The organism is Mesorhizobium sp. B2-1-8 (assembly GCF_006442545.2).
In the GTDB taxonomy this organism is placed as follows: domain Bacteria; phylum Pseudomonadota; class Alphaproteobacteria; order Rhizobiales; family Rhizobiaceae; genus Mesorhizobium.
This window is the reverse complement of the sequence record NZ_CP083952.1, coordinates 4,774,044-4,790,864: the sequence shown is the minus strand read 5'-3', so window position 1 is coordinate 4,790,864 and position 16,821 is coordinate 4,774,044. Positions and strand designations below refer to the sequence as shown.

The window sequence follows — 16,821 nt, the reverse complement described above, 5'->3', positions numbered from 1 at the left end:
GTCCTGATTGTGGCGAGGCCGACCTGAGTGTGGTCGACACCGAGGCGGGCGAAGAGCATATCGAACGACACATTCGCTGCTCGAAATGCGGCGCTTACAATGCGCTTCTCAAGAGACGTGACCCGTAATCGGCGGCTGGCGGAATGCACATTGCCAGAGGGCGAGCCGCTTATCTGGCCCTACACGCCACCGTCAAAACCCGCTAGACAAATGCCATGAACCAGCACGCCAAGCTTCGTATCGGCCATTCGGCCTGTCCGCATGATTGCCCGTCGACCTGCGCGCTCGAGGTCGAATTGCTTGACGGCAACCGCATCGGCCGCGTCCATGGCGCCAAATCCAACAGTTATACCGCCGGTGTCGTCTGCGCCAAGGTCGCCCGCTATGCCGACCGCGTCCATCATCCCGACCGTTTGCTGAAGCCGCTGGTGCGCAAGGGCGCCAAGGGCGAGGGCGTCTGGCAGGAAGCAAGCTGGGAAACCGCACTCGACCTCGTCGCCGAAAAGTTCATCTCGGCCGAGGAGAAGTATGGCTCGGAGACGGTCTGGCCTTACTACTATGCCGGCACGATGGGGCTGGTGCAGCGCGACGGCATCGACCGGCTGCGCCACGCCAAGAAATATTCAGGCTTCTTCGGCTCGATCTGCACCAACCTCGCCTGGACCGGGTGGATGATGGGGGCAGGCGCGCTACGCGGACCGGACCCGCGCGAGATGGGCAAATCCGACTGCGTCGTGATCTGGGGCACCAATGCGGTGGTCACGCAAGTCAATGTCATGACCCACGCCATCAAGGCGCGGAAGGAGCGCGGCGCGAAAATCGTCGTCATCGACGTCTATGAAAACGCAACGATGAAACAGGCCGACATGGGCCTGGTGCTGAGGCCAGGCACCGACGGCGCGCTGGCCTGCGCGGTGATGCATGTGCTGTTTCGCGAGGGCATGGCCGATCGCGATTATCTCGCAAAATATACCGACGACCCGCACGGGCTGGAAATGCATTTGCTGACGCGGACTCCGGAATGGGCCTCTGCTATCACTGGCCTTGGCGTTGCCGAGATCGAAGCCTTCGCGCGATTGGTCGGCACGACCAAGAAAACCTATTTCCGCCTCGGCTATGGCTTTGCGCGGCAGCGGAACGGCGCCGTCAACATGCATGCGGCGTCCTGCATCGCCGCCGTCACCGGCGCCTGGCAGTATGAGGGCGGCGGCGCCTTCCATTCCAATTCCGGCATCTTCAAGCTCAATCAGGATGTGCTGGAGGGCACGAGGATGCGTGATCCCTCGATCCGCTATCTCGACCATTCGCGCATCGGCCCGGTGCTGACCGGCGCCAGCGACGCGCTTTATGGCGGACCGCCGGTGACGGCGATGCTGATCCAGAACACCAATCCAGTGAACGTCGCGCCCGAGCAGCGGCTGGTGAAGCAGGGTTTCCTGCGCGACGATTTGTTCACCTGCGTGCACGAGCAGTTCATGACCGACACGGCCAAGCTTGCCGATGTCGTGCTGCCGGCGACGATGTTCGTCGAGCATGACGACATCTACAAGGGCGGCGGCAACCAGCACATCACGCTTGGCCCCAAGCTGATCGAGCCGCCGCAAGGGCCGCGCACCAACCATTTCGTCATCGAGCAACTGGCCGAGCGCCTTGGCGTCGCCGACAGGCCGGGCTTCGGCCTCACCGAACGGCAGCATATCGACATCATTCTGGGCAAGCGCGGGCTGGGCAGCTTCGACTCGTTGAAGGAAGAGAAGTGGGTCGACCTGCAGCCGGATTTCGAGACGGCGCATTTCATCCGGGGCTTTGGCCATGCTGACGGCAAATTCCGCTTCCGCGCCGACTGGACTGGGCAGGCGGCTCCCAACCGGCCGCCGAAGAGCATGGGCCTGTTCGGCCCGGTGGCGCGATTGCCCGAATTTCCTGATCATGTCGACCTGATCGAGGTGGCTGACGAGGCGCATCCGTTCCGGCTGACGACCTCGCCGGCGCGCAACTTCCTCAACTCGACTTTTTCCGAGACACCGGTGTCGAAGGCCAAGGAGGGCCGTCCGGAACTCCTGCTGCATCCCGATGACGCGGCGGCTCTCGAGCTTGCCGACGGCGACCGTGTCGAGATCGGCAACATGCGCGGCGAGGTGGTGCTGCACGCCAGATTGTTCGACGGCATCAAGCGCGGCGTCGTGATCGCCGAAGGCATCTGGCCGAACAGCGCGCATGAGCGCGGCGAAGGCATCAATGTGCTCACGGGAGCCGATGCGCCCGCACCCTATGGCGGCGCTGCCTTCCACGACAACAAGGTGTGGCTGCGCAAGGCGGGTGAACTGGCGGCCTAGCGTCGTCGATCGTCGGCATGATCCTCAGGACATCGTCCACGGCTGATTGACAGCGCGGCCTGGTTTCACACCGGCAGGGTTTCGGCCGCCTTCTTCCTGTTTTGGCGCTGGCGGATATCGTCGGCGACCGCCTGGGCTTCGATGCCGATTTCGCGCAGCAGCCCGGTGACCGCGTTGTGAAAGCCGACCAGATAGAGGCCGAGATCCGAAGCGCGGGCATTGACGCCGCTGGGTCCCGGCTCGATGCCGGGTTCGAGGAACCTGGCATAGCCCGGCCGGTAACCGGTGGCGAAGAGGATGGCGTCGAATTCGCTGTCCCTGCCGTCCGTAAAACGGGCGCCGCGTTCCGAGATTTCGGCGATGTCGGGCGCCACCTTGATCGCGCCTTCGCGGATCTTGCCGATGGTGCCGACATCGATCACCGGAATGCGCGATGCAAGCGCGATCTGCTGCAGCAGTCCTTGCTTCGGCCGTCTGAGCCCAAATTTCTCCAGCCTTCCCAGCACCAGATCGAGGATGACGGGGAACAGGGCGTCATTGATGCGCTGCGGCCCGAGCCGCGTCGCCATGCCGACCACCTGGATCGGCACGCCGAACAATTCGCGCGGCACGATGTGGACGCCGCCGCGCACCGAGATCGTCGGCCGGGCGCCGCCTTCCGCAAGATCGAGTGCAATCTCCGCACCGGTGTTGCCCATGCCGACGACCAGCACCGATTGGCCGGCAAAAGGCGTGGCGTTGCGATAGTCGGCGCTGTGCAGCGTCTTGCCCTTGAAGGCGTCGATGCCTGCGAATTTGGGCTGCAAGGGCTCGGCATTGTAGCCGGACGCAATCACCACATGCGAAGCGCGTAAGGCGCCGGACGTCGATTCCACCCGCCAGCCGCGGCCCTCCCGGGCGACCGCCCGCACCGTTTCGCCGAAGCGGGGCTCGAGGTCGAAACGCTTTGCATACGCTTCGAGATACTCGACCACGAGATGGCGCGGCACATAGCGCGGATAATCCCCGGGGAAGGGAACGAAGGGCAGCGAGGAGTAACGCTTGGTCGTATGCAGATGCACGCGGTCATAGTGACGTCGCCAGGCTGGCGCGGCCTGCTGCTCCTTTTCGAGTATGGCGAAATCCAGCCCGGCTTGCCGGAGACACGCGGCAACCGCCAGGCCTGCCGGCCCGGCACCGATGATCGCGACTTTCGTGGTTTCGTCCATGCGCGCCTCCACCGCCAATTCGAGATCCAGAATGTCAGAGGCGTGCCAAGGGTGCCACCGGCTCATCCAGGCAACGGCACCGTCAACCCGACCTTGACGCGGTCCATGGCGACGAAGGTGCGGAACTTCCGTACATTGTTGCTGCCGAAGAACAGTTTTCGCGTCAGCGCCTCGTAGGCGCCCATGTCGGCCACGGTGATGACGAGGATGAAGTCGCTTTCGCCGGTGACATAATAGCATTGCTGCACCTGCGGCTCCGCCGAGAATTGCCGCTTGGCCGCATCGATCAGTTCGGTGCGTTCGCTTTCCAGCTCGACCTCGACGAAGATGGTGATGGGCTGACCGACGGCCGCCGGCTCGACAATGGCGACATTGCCGGCGATGACGCCGCTCTGCTCCATGCGCTTGATGCGGCGCTGCACGGCAGGCGCCGACAGCTTCACCGCCTCGCCGATCAGCCGCTGCGGCGTCGTGTTGTCCCGCTGCAAAATGGCAAGGATGGCGAGATCGAAGCTGTCGAGTGAGGCTGGCGGCTGAGGCACTGGCGTATCCCTGGCGAAACAAACTTGCATTCTAGGTGCCGAATTACAGCGCCTTTTGCGCATGTCCTGCAATATCTTCTCTCGGATAACGCCGAGGAGAGACCGTCAATGTTCCTGTCCAATCGCAATGCCTTGCATCGCTGGCCGCTGGACGTGGCCGACGCCGAAACCCTCGGCATTGCCGGGGCGGACACGGTCGAGCGTTTCCTTGCCCGCCGCGACAATCATCAGATGACGCCGCTGCACGCGCTGCCGGCGCTGGCGGGCGAGCTCGGTCTTGCTGCCTTGCACGTCAAGGATGAGGGCTTTCGTCTCGGCCTCGGCAGCTTCAAGGCGCTGGGCGGCGCCTATGCGGTCTTCCGCCTGGTCCTGGAGGAGGCCGGCAAGCGGCTCGGCCGCGCCGTCGATGTCGTCGATCTCGATCGGCCCGAAGTCCGGTCGGTAGCGGCGACCATGACGGTTGCTTGCGCCACCGACGGCAATCATGGCCGCTCCGTCGCACAAGGCGCCGGGCTCGTAGGCGCCAAGGCGGTGATCTTTGTCCATGCCGGCGTCAGCGACGAACGCGTCGCGGCCATCGCTCGCTATGGGGCCGAGATGATCCGCGTCGACGGCAATTACGACGATTCGGTCAGGCAGGCCGCGCAGACCGCTGCCGAGAAAGGCTGGAGCGTGGTATCCGATACCTCATGGCCGGGCTACGAACGCATTCCGGGCCTCGTCATGCAGGGCTACACGGCGATCATGCGCGAGGCGTTACGCCAGGTCCGGGAACCACCGACCCATGTCTTCGTGCAGGCCGGCGTCGGCGGCATCGCGGCCGCGATCGCCGGCCATCTCGCCATCGTTCTTGGTGAAACCAGGCCGGTTTTCACGGTGGTGGAACCCGCCCGTGCCGCCTGCGTCTTCGGCGCCGCCAAGGCCGGGCATCCGGTCAAGATCGAGCATGGCGAGGCGACGGTCATGGCGATGCTCGAATGCTACGAGGCCTCGCCGGTCGCCTGGCGGGTGCTGGCACGCGTCGCCGATGCCTTCATGACCGTCGACGAGGACGACGCCGTCGCCGTGATGCGTCGGCTGGCCCGCCCCACCGGCAACGATCCGGCCATCGTCGCCGGTGAAAGTGGCGGGGTCGGTCTTGCCGGCCTGATCCGGGCGATGGCCGGTCACAAGGCCGAGGTTGGCCTCGACGCCGCTTCGCGCGTGCTGGTCGTCAACACCGAAGGCGCGACCGATCCCCGCCGCTATGCCGAGCTCGTCGGCATGAATCCGGCGGATGTGCTTGCCGGCAAGGTGCCTTCTGGAGCAACGCCATGACCTCGATCGACCCACAAAAACTGCTTGGCCGCATCCGCGAACTCGGCGGCATCGGTCGTGATGGCGAGGGCGGGCTGGTGCGGCTGGCCGCCTCCGATGCGGACAGGCTGGGTCGCGACCGCTTCGTCGGCTGGCTGCGCGAGGCAGGTCTCGAAACATACCGCGGATGCCGAGCTTGTCGCCGGCGCCAACATCCTGCTTGATGTCGTCGCCCGCCTTGCGGATCAGGAGATATCAGGCAATGGCTGAAATCGACCGTGATGCGCTGAAGCGCGAGATGACCGGATGGCGGCGCGATCTGCACGCGCATCCCGAATTCGGCTTCGAGGAGACGCGCACCGCGGCCTTCGTCGCCGCCAAGCTGCGCGAATTCGGCCTGGACGATGTCACCGAGGGTGTCGGCGGCACCGGCGTCGTCGGCACTTTGAAGCGCGGCAGCGGCAACCGCGCCATCGCGCTGCGGGCCGACATGGACGCGCTGCGCATATCGGAGCAATCGACCGCGCTATACCGCTCCAGCAATCCCGGTCTCATGCATGCCTGCGGCCATGACGGCCATACGGCGATGCTGCTGGGTGCCGCCAGGCTTCTGGCCGGGGAGGGCGGTTTCGACGGCATCGTGCGCTTCATCTTCCAGCCGGCGGAGGAATGGGGAAAAGGCGCGTTGGCGATGCTCGACGATGGCCTGATGCAGCGCTTTCCCTTCGACGAGATCTTTGGGTTGCACAACATGCCGGGCCTGCCCGTCGGGCATTTCGAAACCCGCGCCGGCCCGGTCATGTCGGCCGAAGATATCTTCGAGATCGTGCTCAGGGGGTTGGGCGGCCACGCTGCGCGGCCGCATTCGGGTCAGGAAACGTTGGTTGCCGCCTGTGCGCTGGTCACCAGCCTGCAGACCATCGTCTCGCGACGGCTGAGCCCGGCTGACATTTCCGTGGTTTCGGTGACCGAACTGGTCACCGACGGCACCCGCAACGCACTGCCGGGCCTTGCCCGAATCCTTGGCGACGCGCGCAGTTTCCGCCCCGGGGTCAGCGCCGAAATCGAACGCCAGATGCGCATTATCGCCGAGGGCATCGCTGCCGCCTACAATGTTGCCGCCGAAGTCGACTACACCAGGGAATTCGTGCCTTTGCGCAACGATGCCGAACTGGTCGAAGCGGCCTTCGCGGCCGCCGGGACCGTGTTCGAGCCCGGCAATATCGCGGTCGCCCGCGAGCCGATGACGGCGTCGGAGGATTTCGCCCGCTTCCTCGACCACGTGCCGGGCTGCTTCGTCTTCCTCGGCAATGGCGAGGCCTCGGCACCGCTTCACAATTCCAGCTACGACTTCAACGATGATGGGCTGTTGTTCGGTGCCAATTTCCATGTCGCCATCGCCAGGCAGCGGCTTGGGACCTGAACCCTCGGGCCCTTTTCGCGGCATTTTACGGGGGGAAAACGCCCGGGAAAGGCTGAAATCCTTGATCTCGCATGACGCAGCGGCAAGACTCAGCTAGCCTCCCTGACGCGGCGGACCTGATATCCGCCTGGCCGGCGCTATCAGACTACCTCCCAAGCGGCGCCGGCCTTCTTCCTTGCGCTAAATTAGCTTTCGTTAAAGTTAGAATGCTCGCGCTTGGTGGAAGTTAGGGTTTTGCTGCCATGACTGCGGCAGGCTTTTGGTGTGCTGCGGGTTCATGGATGCGCGGGCGGAGCTGGATAAAGGCGTTGCGCCAGGATGAAGCGCAACAGGTGCGCGCGCGGATCACGGAACTCGAACAAAACTTGACCGCTGCCTCGGCCCAGACACGACAGCTGCGCCAGGACGCAGGCCACGAATTGCGCAATGCCAAGTTCCGCCTCGAGCGCCTCGAGGAATGCATCGCGGCAATGCGTTGAAGGCGCTATCGTCTTGTGCTGGACACCAGCGCGAGGATCGTTCCCAGCTTTTTTCATCGCCACCTCCTTCAACCTCGGAACGAAGCGGTGCCGGTTTGATTGCGGCGATTGCGCCGAGGGAACAAAACGACCAGCCTCAGGTTGACCCAGCGAAGGAGGACCGCCCAAATGATCCGCTTGCTTCTGGTTGGCACGCTGGCCTTTGTCGCTTACCGTCTCGCCCGCAAGATGATCGACGAGGTACCTGACAATGTCGATCCGCTCTTGCTGCCGGCGCCCGCGAACGACCGCGAGGCGCTGCGCCGGCAGTCCGCGTCGATGGGCGTTGATCCGAAACGCTGATCGTATTGCTCGCCGACCTGGCGGCGTTGCTTCTCTGTTGCGAACAAAGCGGAAACGATGCTTGATGGGCGATGAACCTCGCCGCCCATGATTCGACTTTTTTGGAACAGACCGTCCAGCCAGCCTATCTCGCCCTGCTGAACGACGCCCAGCGTCAGGCCGTCGAACATGGCGACGGCAAGATTGCGGGGCCGCTGCTGGTCATTGCCGGCGCCGGCTCGGGCAAGACCAACACGCTGGCGCACCGGGTCGCGCATCTGATCGTCAAGGGAGCCGACCCGCGCCGCATCCTGCTGATGACGTTTTCGCGGCGCGCCGCATCCGAAATGGCCAGGCGCGTCGAGCGCATCGCCGGCGAGGTGCTCGGCCGCGATGCCGCGGTGATCACGGATGCGCTGACCTGGGCCGGCACTTTTCACGGCATCGGTGCGCGGCTGTTGCGCGATTATGCGCTGGAGATTGGCCTCGATCCGGCCTTCACCATCCATGATCGCGAGGATTCCGCCGATCTGATGAATCTCGTGCGCCACGAACTCGGTTTCTCCAGGACGGAAGCGCGCTTTCCAACCAAAGGCACCTGCCTTGCCATCTATTCTCGCGCCGTCAACGCGCAGGCGCCGCTCGGTGAGGTGCTGGGGTCTGCCTTCCCCTGGTGCGCCGGCTGGGCAGAACAGCTCAAGCAGCTGTTTGCGGGCTATGTCGAGGCCAAGCAGGCGCAGAACGTGCTCGATTACGACGATCTGCTGCTCTACTGGGCGCAGATGACGGCCGAGCCTGAAATCGCCACGCATCTGGGCGGGCGTTTCGACCATGTGCTGGTCGACGAATACCAGGACACCAACCGGCTGCAGGCGTCGATCCTGCTTGCGCTGAAACCCGACGGCGCCGGGCTGACCGTGGTCGGCGACGACGCGCAGTCGATCTATTCGTTCCGCGCCGCTGAGGTGCGCAACATCCTCGATTTTCCAAAGCAGTTCGCCCGGACCGCCGATGTGGTGATGCTGGAGCGTAATTACCGCTCGACCGAGACCATTCTGGCGGCCGCCAATGCGGTCATCGGCGAAGCCTCGGAGCGCTTCACCAAGAACCTGTGGTCGGAACGCAAATCCGCCGACAAGCCAAGACTTGTGACCGTTCGTGACGAGGTCGAGCAAGCCAACTTCGTCTGCGACACCATCCTGGCGGAGCGCGAGGCCGGTACCGCGCTGAAGTCACAGGCGGTGCTGTTTCGCGCCTCGCACCACAGCGGGCCGCTGGAGATAGAGCTGACGCGGCGCAACATTCCCTTCGTCAAGTTCGGTGGCCTGAAATTCCTTGATGCGGCCCATGTCAAGGACGTGCTGGCAGTGCTGCGCTTTGCCGAAAATCCGCGCGACCGTGTCGCCGGTTTTCGCGTGCTGCAGCTTTTGCCGGGCATCGGCCCTTCGGCCGCCGCGCAGATCGTCGAAGCCATGACGTCGGCGCTGGACGAGGCGATGGGCCTGGCCGGCTGGCGTCCGCCGCAGCGCGCCGCGGACGACTGGCCGGGTTTTGTCTCGCTCTATTCCGGCTTGCGGGCCGGCGCCAAATGGCCAGCCGATCTCGAACAGGTCAGGCTGTGGTACGAACCGCATCTGGAGCGCATCCACGAGGATGCGATCACGCGCCGGGCGGATCTGCTGCAACTCGAGCAGATCGGGTCGGGCTATGCCTCGCGCGAACGCTTCCTGACCGAGCTGACGCTCGACCCGCCGGACGCAACCAGCGACCAGGCCGGGCCGCCGCATCGCGACGAGGACTATCTGATCCTGTCCACCATCCACTCGGCCAAGGGGCAAGAGTGGAAGAACGTCTTCGTGCTCAACACGGTCGACGGGTGCATCCCGGCAGATCTCGGCGTCGGCACCAAGGAGGATATCGAGGAGGAGCGCCGGCTGCTCTACGTGGCGATGACACGAGCCAAGGACAGCCTCAACCTGGTCATGCCGCAGCGCTTCTTTCCGCACGGCCAGGCGGCGCGCGGCGACCGTCATCTCTATGCCTCGCGCACCCGTTTCATCCCGCCCTCCATCCTTGCCGCGTTCCAGCAGCTTTCGTGGCCGGCCGCGCAAGCGGCGCAGGGCAGGGCACAACGGCCGGAGGTGCGCGTCGACATCGGCGCGCGCATGCGCGGCATGTGGAAATAACGGGAGCCGATGTCGCAGCCCCCGATCAGGATCGCCATCGCTGGCGCGCTCGGCCGCATGGGCCGCCAGATGGCGGACGCCGTGCGGGCCGATGCGCGTCTGGCGCTTGCCGCCCGCTTTCACCGGCCAGGCAGTGTCGGCGATGGGCTGGTGAGCCGCGACGAGGCACTTGCCGTGGCCGACGTGGTCATCGACTTCACCACGCCGGCCGCCTCCGTCGATCTGGCCGGCTTCTGTGGCGAGCGCGGCGGTCCAGCGCTGGTGATTGGCTCGACGGGTTTCGATGCCGCCGAGTTGGCCACCATCGCGGCCGCCGCTGAGACCGTCGCCATCGTGCGGTCCGGCAGCTTCTCGCTTGGGCTCAACATGCTGGTCGGATTGGTCGGGCGGGCAGCGCGGGCACTCGGCCCGCAAGACTGGGATGCCGAGATTTTCGAGGCGCATCATCGCCACAAGGTCGATGCGCCGTCGGGCACGGCGCTGATGCTGGGGCAAGCCGTTGCCGGTGGACGCGGCGTCGAACTGGACACGGTTGCCAGGCGCGTCCGTGATGGCGTCACCGGCGCGCGGCCGGCTGGCGAGATCGGCTTCGCGGTGGCGCGCGGCGGCAGCATCGTCGGCGAGCACAGCGTCAGCTTCTGCGCCGAGGGCGAGACCGTCACCGTGTCGCATGCGGCTGGCGACCGCATCATGTTCGCGCGTGGCGCCATCGCCGCAGCACTCTGGGTGGCAGGCCGTGCCCCCGGCGAATACGACATGGGCGATGTGCTGGGGCAGAGCGCTCGGTCGTGACGCTGCGAACCGATTTTTTTGCCTCGCGGCTGAAAGCCAGCTGAAAGCTTGGGCATGTCATGACAGTTTTGCGGTGTCACCGCATGTCCGGCCCACGACGGTCGGCGAGGGAGGAATGCGGCGCGGCTTCACAGCGCGTCGCCTAAATGGAGGAAGTTTTGTGACCGGTTTCATCTCGAAGCGTGCCTTGCGCACCGCCGCCTTGACGCTTGCCATCACCGCCACGGGCGCCACAGGCGCCACGGTGGCATCGGCGGCCGACGAAAAGATTTCCATCATGGTGGGTGGCTATGAAAAGCAGATCTATCTGCCCGCCAAGCTCACCGAAGCCCTGGGCTATTTCAAGGACGAGGGCCTCGACGTCGAGTTGCTGAACGAACCGGCCGGCGTCGACGCCGAAAACGAAATGCTGGCCGGCGCCGTGCAAGGCGTTGTCGGCTTCTACGATCATTGCATCGACCTGCAGGCCAAAGGCAAATTCGTCGAGTCCATTGTCCAGTTCAGCCAGGCGCCCGGCGAGGTCGAACTGGTTTCGACGAAGCATCCCGAAATCAAGTCGCCGGCCGATTTCAAGGGCATGAACCTTGGTGTCACCGGTCTCGGCTCCTCGACAAACTTCCTGACGGAATACCTTGCCGTGAAGAACGGCTTGAAGCTGGGTGAATTCACCTCGATCCCCGTCGGCGCCGGCGATACGTTCATCGCCGCGATGCAACAGGACAAGATCCAGGCGGGTATGACGACCGAACCGACCATCACCCGGCTGCTCAAGACGGGTGAAGCCAAAGTCCTTATCGACATGCGTACGATAGAAGGCACCAAAGCCGCGCTCGGCGGCACGTACCCGGCCGCCTCTCTCTACATGCAGACAGATTGGGTCGAGGCCCACAAGGATGTGGTGCAGAAGCTGGCCAATGCTTTCGTCAAGACGCAGAAATTCATCAATACCCATAGCGGCGCTGAAATCGCCGACAAGATGCCGAAGGACTACTACGTCGGCGACAAGGAAGGTTATGTGAAGGCCCTCGATGCCGGCAAGGCGATGTTCACCGCCGACGGCACAATGCCCGAGGGCGGCCCCGAGACGGTGCTGACTGTGCTGTCGGCCTTCAAGAAGGAACTGCAAGGCAAGCAGATCGATCTGTCGAAAACCTACACGACGGAATTCGTCAAGAACGCGAAGTAACCCGTCTGCCGGCGCGATGCACCGCATCGTGCCGGCAATCGTCTGGTTTTCCATGTCCAGCGGCCCTGGCCGATGGCGGTTCTTCGTTCGAACCCGGAGTTAGCCCAGCATGGCACAAGAAAAAAGCGCACCGGCAATCGAGCTGATCAATGTCAGCCGCCGCTTCCTGTCACCAACCGGCAAGTCGCTGACCGCGATCCGTGAATTCACCATGACCGTAGAGCGGGGCGAATTCGTCGCCGTCGTCGGCCCGACCGGCTGCGGAAAGTCCACCACCCTCAACCTCGTCACCGGATTGGCGAGCCCAAGCGCGGGCGAGGTCCGGGTCATGGGCGCGCCCGTCAAGGGAATCGATTCCCGCATCGGCTTCGTCTTTCAAAGCGACGCGCTGTTTCCATGGCGCACGGTGATCGAGAACGTCATGGCCGGGCCGCTCTTCCGTGGCAGGGCCAAGGCAGAAGCGATGGCGGCGGCGCGCGACTGGCTTGCGCGCGTCGGCCTGGCGCGCTTCGAACATCACTATCCGCACCAGCTCTCCGGCGGCATGCGCAAGCGCGTGGCACTGGCGCAGACCTTCATCAATGGCCCCGAGATTCTGCTGATGGACGAGCCGTTTTCCGCGCTCGACGTGCAGACGCGTGTTCTCATGCACGAGGAACTGCTGCGTCTTTGGTCCGAAGCCAAGGCCTCGGTCGTTTTCGTTACCCATGACCTTGAGGAAGCAATAGCGCTGGCCGACAAAGTCTACGTGCTGACCGCCGGGCCGGCGACGGTGAAGTCGGTCTACACCATCGACCTGCCGCGTCCGCGCGTCGTCGCCGACATACGTTACGAGCAAAGCTTCATCGACTATTCGCGCACCATCTGGGCCGATCTCAAGGAAGAGGTCGAGACCAGCTATGCCCGCGCTGCCGCGTGAGGGAGGATACAATGACCGATGCCGCCATCGACATCAGGGCAGGAGGCTTCAGGCCGGGAACCTCGGACGCCGAAATAGAAGCCGCAGCCGCCAAGGCCGCGCAGCATCGCCGCCGCACGGTGATCTTCTGGCGGTATGCCATCCTCATCGTCTTCCTCGCCGCCTGGGAAATCGCCGGACGCAAGGCCTGGATCGATCCGTTCTTCTACGCCACGCCAAGCGCGATCGCGCAAAGGCTCTATGAGTGGATGACGGAAGGCACGTCCGAAGGGCCGCTCTGGTACCATCTCTATGTCACGATGGAGGAGTCCGTCCTCGGCTTCGTCACAGGCTCGGTTGCCGGCATCCTCATCGGCGTCGCGCTTGGCCGCAACCGCATGGCCGCCGACATCTTTTCCATCTACATCAAGGTGATCAACTCCATCCCTCGCGTGGTGCTGGCGCCGATCTTCATCATGATCCTTGGCCTTGGCCTCGCTTCGAAAGTGGCGCTGGCCTTCATCATGGTGTTCTTCGTCGTCTTCCACAACGCCTTCCAGGGCGTGCGCGAGGCCGACCGGGCGATGATCGCCAATGCCCGTATCCTCGGCGCTTCCGACTGGCAGCTGACCCGCTCGGTGATCGTGCCGTCGGCGATGAGTTGGATCTTCGCCAGTCTGCACGTCAGCTTCGGCTTCGCCATCATCGGCGCCATCGTCGGCGAGTTCGTCGGCTCACGTTACGGTATCGGGCTCTTGATCAACATCGCCAAGGGTTCCTTCGATGCCGCAGGCATGTATGCCGCGATCGTCATCATCATGGTGGTGGCGCTGGGAGCGGAATATCTGATGACGATGGTCGAGAACCGTCTGGCGAAATGGCGTCCGCAGCCGCTGCACGAGACGCAGTGAGCAGATCGGACCGGGCGGGGGCCTTAACCGCCGGCCAATGGCAGACGCACCTCGACCACCAGGCCGCCGGCCGCGCTATCCGCAAGGGTGACGCGGCCGCTGGCATTTTCCACCACCTCGCGCACGATGGCGAGTCCGAGGCCGCTGCCTTCGTCGGTCGCGCCGGCCAGCCGGTAGAAGCGCTCGAAGACATGGTCGCGCTCGTCGGCGGGTATGCCTGGCCCGTCGTCGGTGACCGTCAGCACGGCCTCGCCATCGGCGGCGGCGATCTTGACGGTGACGGTGCCGCCTGCCGGTGTGTAGCGCAGCGCGTTGTCGACGAGGTTGACGATCATCTCCCGCAGCATCGTGCCGTCGCCGATGACCGGTACGGCGCCGGTCTCATCGAGACCGAGATCGATGTTGCGATCGACGGCCCTCGGCGCATGGGTTTCCAGCACTTGGCGCGCGGCTTGCGTCAGGTCGATGCGGTCGGCGCGCGGTCGCCGGCTGCCTGGTTCGGCGCGCGACAAGGTCAGGAGCTGCTCGGCCAGCCGCGCCAACCGGGCGGAGCTTGCCTGCAAGGCGACAAGCGCTTCGCGGCGTGCATCGACAGCGGTTTCGCGTAGCGCGTAGCTCGCTTGCGTCGACAACAGCGCCAGCGGCGTGCGCAGTTGATGCGCGGCATTGGCGATGAAACGGCGCTGCGCCGCCATCTGCGCCCGCACCCGTTCCATATAGGCGTTGAGTGCATCGACCAGCGGTCGGATTTCACTCTGCGCACCGGCGACTTCGATGGGATCGAGTTCGCTGCGTTTCGGGGAACGCACCGCGTCGCGCAGCCTGATGAGTGGCGCCAACCCTCGCCGAAGGCCGAGCAGCACGAAGACGCCGGCAATCGCCACCAGCGCCAGTTGCTGGGTAAAGGCGCTGAACCAGAGACGCCGCACCATCGCGTCGTGACCGAAAAGCGTGACGCCGACGGTGACCGATATCGGCGAGTCTTCGCCGGCGCCGACCACCGCGTGCGTAAAGGTCAGCAGCCGCAGCGCCTGGTCGCGATAGGTCGCTTCCATACTGGGGTGTCCGGGCGTGTTGGGCAGCCCGGGATAGCCGGTCAACAGCCGTCCCCCCGCGGCTTCGACACCGTAGTAGACCCTGTCGCGGTCGCCGGTGTCGAACATCTCGAGCGCTGCCGGCGGCACCGTGGCGTTGATCACTCCGTCGGTCATTGTGACCTGCTCGGCGATCATCCGTGCCGATCCGACCAGCATGCGGTCGGTGACCAAATCGGCGGTCGCCAGAGCGTTGCGCTGGCTGGTCCACAGATTGATGGTCGCAAGCCCGGCGAGGGGGAGCACGACCCAGGCCAGCAATTGCAGGCGCAGGCTGTTAGTCCTCATGGCGCCAAATCCTCATGACGCCAGATCATCGTGGCGCAAGAGATAGCCGAGACCACGCAAAGTTGTGATCTGGACGCGCGAGCCTTCAAGCTTCTTGCGCACACGATGCACATAGATCTCGATGGCGCTTGGATCGGCATCGGTCTCGAAATCATAGATCGCCGCGGACAAGGCTGCCTTGCTCACCGTGCGTCCCGCCTTGATCATCAATTGCTCGAGCACGGCATGTTCGCGCGGTGTCAATGCGAGTGTCTCGCCGCTCAGCGAGAACAGCCTGGTGTTGGTGTCGAAGACGAGGTCGCCGCAGGCAACGACGGGGGCCTTCCGGTCATTGGCGCGGCGCAGTTGGACGCGGATGCGTGCTTCGAGCTCTTCGATCTGGAAGGGCTTCGCCAGATAGTCGTCGGCGCCTTCGTTGAGGCCTTTGACCCGGCCATCGAGGCTGGCATTGGCGGTCAGTACGATCACCGGCACCCGGTTGCCACGCGTTCGCAGCATGCGCAGCACTTCCAGTCCGCCCATGCGAGGCAGCGCAAGATCGAGAATGACAAGCGCGTGGTCGCCGGCGGCAAGCGCATGCTCGACGTCCTCGCCGTCATGGACGATGTCGACGACGTAATTCGCCTGGCGCAAGGTCTTGCCCAGCCAGTCCGCCAGTTCGCGATTGTCCTCCACAAGCAGCAATCGCATGTCTATTGCCGTTCCAGCATCCGCCCGCTTTCGGTCTCAACGGGCCGCCTCGGGCTCGATCGTCGATCCCATTCGCCAATAGCATGATCGATAGTATCGATCATAACACAAGGCAAATGCGGATTGGCCGCGGCCGTCGATCGTTTTCGCCGGCTCAGACGCCCCGATTCAGGACATTAATCGAACCGAACGGTTCGGTTCTAGTTGACGGATTGTACCGCGAACGGTGAACAATAATCCCCGATCTACCGACGTTTGCGTCCGAGGGCTCAACGCTAATAGGCTGAAAACGTTTGATAAATAAGATTTAAAATGCTGCAACGCAATATGCATTGTCCATAATATGACGAAATACTGCAAAGCCGGTGCGACTGGTAATCCCAGAAGGCCTTCCCATCTGGGGGTGGTCCGAGCGACGCGAAATCCTCCCAAGGGCACGCCACTAGACGGACAGAACAAAGAAATTCTGGAGTAAATAAAATGACCAAGATCGCTCTTACCGCCGCCGCCATCCTCGTTGCCACGGGCACGGCTTTTGCCGGCAGCGACAACTACGGCTCCAACAACGCCAACCAGCCGGTTGCCACCCAGTCGACCTCCAACGTCGACACCCTCCGCACCGGTTCGATCCTAAAGACGGACAAGGCGCAGGCTGACGCCAATGCCAAGGTTCCGGCTCAGTCGGGCCAGGGCATCTGGGGCCGCTAATCCTTCAAGCATCGCGTGACGACAAAGAGCGGTGGGCCTGGCCCGCCGCTCTTGTTTTTTTGGATGAGCCAGGGCGTTGGTCGTATCAGCCGATCTTCGCCGCCGGCAAAAAAATCTCACGTTCAGGAATAAACCCAGGCTGATTCTGGTCCTCTCCTCAGCGGAACCGTCCTCCCAAGACGCCGCCCAACGGATGAACCAGGAGATTGAAATGAACAGGCTTGCTCTCGCTGCCGCCGCTATCCTCGTCGCAACCGGAGGTGCGTTTGCCGGCAGCGACCACTATGGCTCCGACAATGCCAACCAGCCGGTCGCCCCGGTCGCCGGCGTGGATCACACCGTCACCGGCGCCGTCGACAGCAACACGAATATGACCGCGCACAAGGCTGCCGACACCAAGATGAAGCCCGCAACCGACTGGCCGGAGCCCGGCCAGGGCATCTGGGGCAACTGATGTCAGGGA

At 64.0% G+C, this 16,821-nt stretch carries 16 protein-coding genes and 1 pseudogene; 13 read left to right on the top strand and 4 right to left on the bottom strand.

The window, feature by feature from the left end:
* The first annotated feature begins 215 nt into the window (after nucleotides 1–215).
* Nucleotides 216–2,336 carry a molybdopterin-dependent oxidoreductase gene (locus tag FJ970_RS23590; protein WP_140761956.1) on the top strand — a complete coding sequence of 707 codons (2,121 nt, stop codon included), beginning with the start codon at nucleotides 216–218 and terminating at the stop codon, nucleotides 2,334–2,336.
* A 65-nt stretch (nucleotides 2,337–2,401) separates the two neighbouring features.
* Here FJ970_RS23590 and FJ970_RS23585 read toward each other — a convergent pair whose 3' ends face one another.
* Together FJ970_RS23585 and FJ970_RS23580 are read right to left on the bottom strand one after the other, a co-directional pair.
* Nucleotides 2,402–3,544 (bottom strand): flavin-containing monooxygenase, encoded by a 1,143-nt coding sequence (locus FJ970_RS23585; protein WP_140761953.1) that lies wholly within the window; start codon nucleotides 3,542–3,544, stop codon nucleotides 2,402–2,404.
* Nucleotides 3,545–3,606: 62 nt separating this feature from the next.
* Nucleotides 3,607–4,116 carry an Lrp/AsnC family transcriptional regulator gene (locus tag FJ970_RS23580; RefSeq protein WP_181178725.1) on the bottom strand — a complete coding sequence of 170 codons (510 nt, stop codon included), beginning with the start codon at nucleotides 4,114–4,116 and terminating at the stop codon, nucleotides 3,607–3,609.
* A 78-nt stretch (nucleotides 4,117–4,194) separates the two neighbouring features.
* Here FJ970_RS23580 and FJ970_RS23575 point away from each other — a divergent pair, with 78 nt between their 5' ends.
* The 10 genes and pseudogenes from FJ970_RS23575 (at nucleotide 4,195) to FJ970_RS23530 (ending at nucleotide 13,578) form a co-directional block, all read left to right on the top strand.
* Nucleotides 4,195–5,403, top strand: coding sequence for a diaminopropionate ammonia-lyase (locus FJ970_RS23575; RefSeq protein WP_140761947.1), 1,209 nt, complete (start codon nucleotides 4,195–4,197; stop codon nucleotides 5,401–5,403).
* A pseudogene (locus FJ970_RS23570) lies at nucleotides 5,400–5,558 on the top strand (Zn-dependent hydrolase); the annotation flags it as partial. The gene FJ970_RS23575 and the pseudogene FJ970_RS23570, both read left to right, overlap by 4 nt.
* Nucleotides 5,559–5,644: 86 nt before the next feature.
* Nucleotides 5,645–6,805: a M20 aminoacylase family protein gene (locus FJ970_RS23565; RefSeq protein WP_140761944.1), complete on the top strand. Its 1,161-nt coding sequence runs from the start codon at nucleotides 5,645–5,647 to the stop codon at nucleotides 6,803–6,805.
* A gap of 308 nt (nucleotides 6,806–7,113) precedes the next feature.
* On the top strand, nucleotides 7,114–7,284 hold the full coding sequence (locus tag FJ970_RS23560; RefSeq protein WP_227791883.1) for a hypothetical protein: 171 nt from the start codon (nucleotides 7,114–7,116) through the stop codon (nucleotides 7,282–7,284).
* A 168-nt stretch (nucleotides 7,285–7,452) separates the two neighbouring features.
* Nucleotides 7,453–7,626 carry a hypothetical protein gene (locus tag FJ970_RS23555; protein ID WP_181178723.1) on the top strand — a complete coding sequence of 58 codons (174 nt, stop codon included), beginning with the start codon at nucleotides 7,453–7,455 and terminating at the stop codon, nucleotides 7,624–7,626.
* A gap of 71 nt (nucleotides 7,627–7,697) precedes the next feature.
* Entirely contained in the window at nucleotides 7,698–9,791 is a 2,094-nt protein-coding gene (locus FJ970_RS23550) for an ATP-dependent helicase (RefSeq protein WP_140761941.1), read from the top strand.
* Between the two features lie 9 nt (nucleotides 9,792–9,800).
* Nucleotides 9,801–10,583 carry a 4-hydroxy-tetrahydrodipicolinate reductase gene (gene dapB, locus FJ970_RS23545; protein WP_140761938.1) on the top strand — a complete coding sequence of 261 codons (783 nt, stop codon included), beginning with the start codon at nucleotides 9,801–9,803 and terminating at the stop codon, nucleotides 10,581–10,583.
* 160 nt (nucleotides 10,584–10,743) lie between these two features.
* A complete protein-coding gene (locus FJ970_RS23540; RefSeq protein WP_140761935.1) occupies nucleotides 10,744–11,769 on the top strand; it encodes an ABC transporter substrate-binding protein in 1,026 nt (341 codons plus the stop codon).
* A gap of 109 nt (nucleotides 11,770–11,878) precedes the next feature.
* The gene (locus tag FJ970_RS23535) at nucleotides 11,879–12,688 is read left to right on the top strand and encodes an ABC transporter ATP-binding protein (protein ID WP_140761933.1); all 810 of its coding nucleotides are present in this window, start codon (nucleotides 11,879–11,881) and stop codon (nucleotides 12,686–12,688) included.
* Between the two features lie 11 nt (nucleotides 12,689–12,699).
* A complete protein-coding gene (locus FJ970_RS23530; protein WP_140761930.1) occupies nucleotides 12,700–13,578 on the top strand; it encodes an ABC transporter permease in 879 nt (292 codons plus the stop codon).
* A gap of 23 nt (nucleotides 13,579–13,601) precedes the next feature.
* Here FJ970_RS23530 and FJ970_RS23525 read toward each other — a convergent pair whose 3' ends face one another.
* A complete protein-coding gene (locus tag FJ970_RS23525) occupies nucleotides 13,602–14,960 on the bottom strand; it encodes a sensor histidine kinase (RefSeq protein ID WP_140761927.1) in 1,359 nt (452 codons plus the stop codon).
* A 12-nt stretch (nucleotides 14,961–14,972) separates the two neighbouring features.
* Complete coding sequence (locus tag FJ970_RS23520; protein WP_140761924.1) at nucleotides 14,973–15,650, bottom strand: response regulator; 678 nt, start codon at nucleotides 15,648–15,650, stop codon at nucleotides 14,973–14,975.
* A gap of 480 nt (nucleotides 15,651–16,130) precedes the next feature.
* On the opposite strand from FJ970_RS23520, the gene FJ970_RS23515 reads away from it, so the two are divergent.
* Nucleotides 16,131–16,358, top strand: coding sequence for a DUF680 domain-containing protein (locus FJ970_RS23515; RefSeq protein ID WP_140761921.1), 228 nt, complete (start codon nucleotides 16,131–16,133; stop codon nucleotides 16,356–16,358).
* Between the two features lie 211 nt (nucleotides 16,359–16,569).
* Nucleotides 16,570–16,812 (top strand): DUF680 domain-containing protein, encoded by a 243-nt coding sequence (locus FJ970_RS23510; RefSeq protein ID WP_140761918.1) that lies wholly within the window; start codon nucleotides 16,570–16,572, stop codon nucleotides 16,810–16,812.
* The last annotated feature ends 9 nt before the right edge of the window (nucleotides 16,813–16,821 follow it).

Bases quoted from the DNA above. Each gene is read 5' to 3' on its own strand.
- FJ970_RS23530 (WP_140761930.1), top strand. From the start codon at position 12,700: ATGACCGATGCCGCCATCGACATCAGGGCAGGAGGCTTCAGGCCGGGA.
- FJ970_RS23555 (WP_181178723.1), top strand. From the start codon at position 7,453: ATGATCCGCTTGCTTCTGGTTGGCACGCTGGCCTTTGTCGCTTACCGT.
- FJ970_RS23525 (WP_140761927.1), bottom strand. From the start codon at position 14,960: ATGAGGACTAACAGCCTGCGCCTGCAATTGCTGGCCTGGGTCGTGCTC.
- FJ970_RS23535 (WP_140761933.1), top strand. From the start codon at position 11,879: ATGGCACAAGAAAAAAGCGCACCGGCAATCGAGCTGATCAATGTCAGC.
- FJ970_RS23520 (WP_140761924.1), bottom strand. From the start codon at position 15,650: ATGCGATTGCTGCTTGTGGAGGACAATCGCGAACTGGCGGACTGGCTG.
- FJ970_RS23510 (WP_140761918.1), top strand. From the start codon at position 16,570: ATGAACAGGCTTGCTCTCGCTGCCGCCGCTATCCTCGTCGCAACCGGA.
- FJ970_RS23550 (WP_140761941.1), top strand. From the start codon at position 7,698: ATGAACCTCGCCGCCCATGATTCGACTTTTTTGGAACAGACCGTCCAG.
- FJ970_RS23585 (WP_140761953.1), bottom strand. From the start codon at position 3,544: ATGGACGAAACCACGAAAGTCGCGATCATCGGTGCCGGGCCGGCAGGC.
- FJ970_RS23580 (WP_181178725.1), bottom strand. From the start codon at position 4,116: ATGCAAGTTTGTTTCGCCAGGGATACGCCAGTGCCTCAGCCGCCAGCC.
- FJ970_RS23590 (WP_140761956.1), top strand. From the start codon at position 216: ATGAACCAGCACGCCAAGCTTCGTATCGGCCATTCGGCCTGTCCGCAT.
- FJ970_RS23575 (WP_140761947.1), top strand. From the start codon at position 4,195: ATGTTCCTGTCCAATCGCAATGCCTTGCATCGCTGGCCGCTGGACGTG.
- FJ970_RS23565 (WP_140761944.1), top strand. From the start codon at position 5,645: ATGGCTGAAATCGACCGTGATGCGCTGAAGCGCGAGATGACCGGATGG.
- dapB (WP_140761938.1), top strand. From the start codon at position 9,801: ATGTCGCAGCCCCCGATCAGGATCGCCATCGCTGGCGCGCTCGGCCGC.
- FJ970_RS23515 (WP_140761921.1), top strand. From the start codon at position 16,131: ATGACCAAGATCGCTCTTACCGCCGCCGCCATCCTCGTTGCCACGGGC.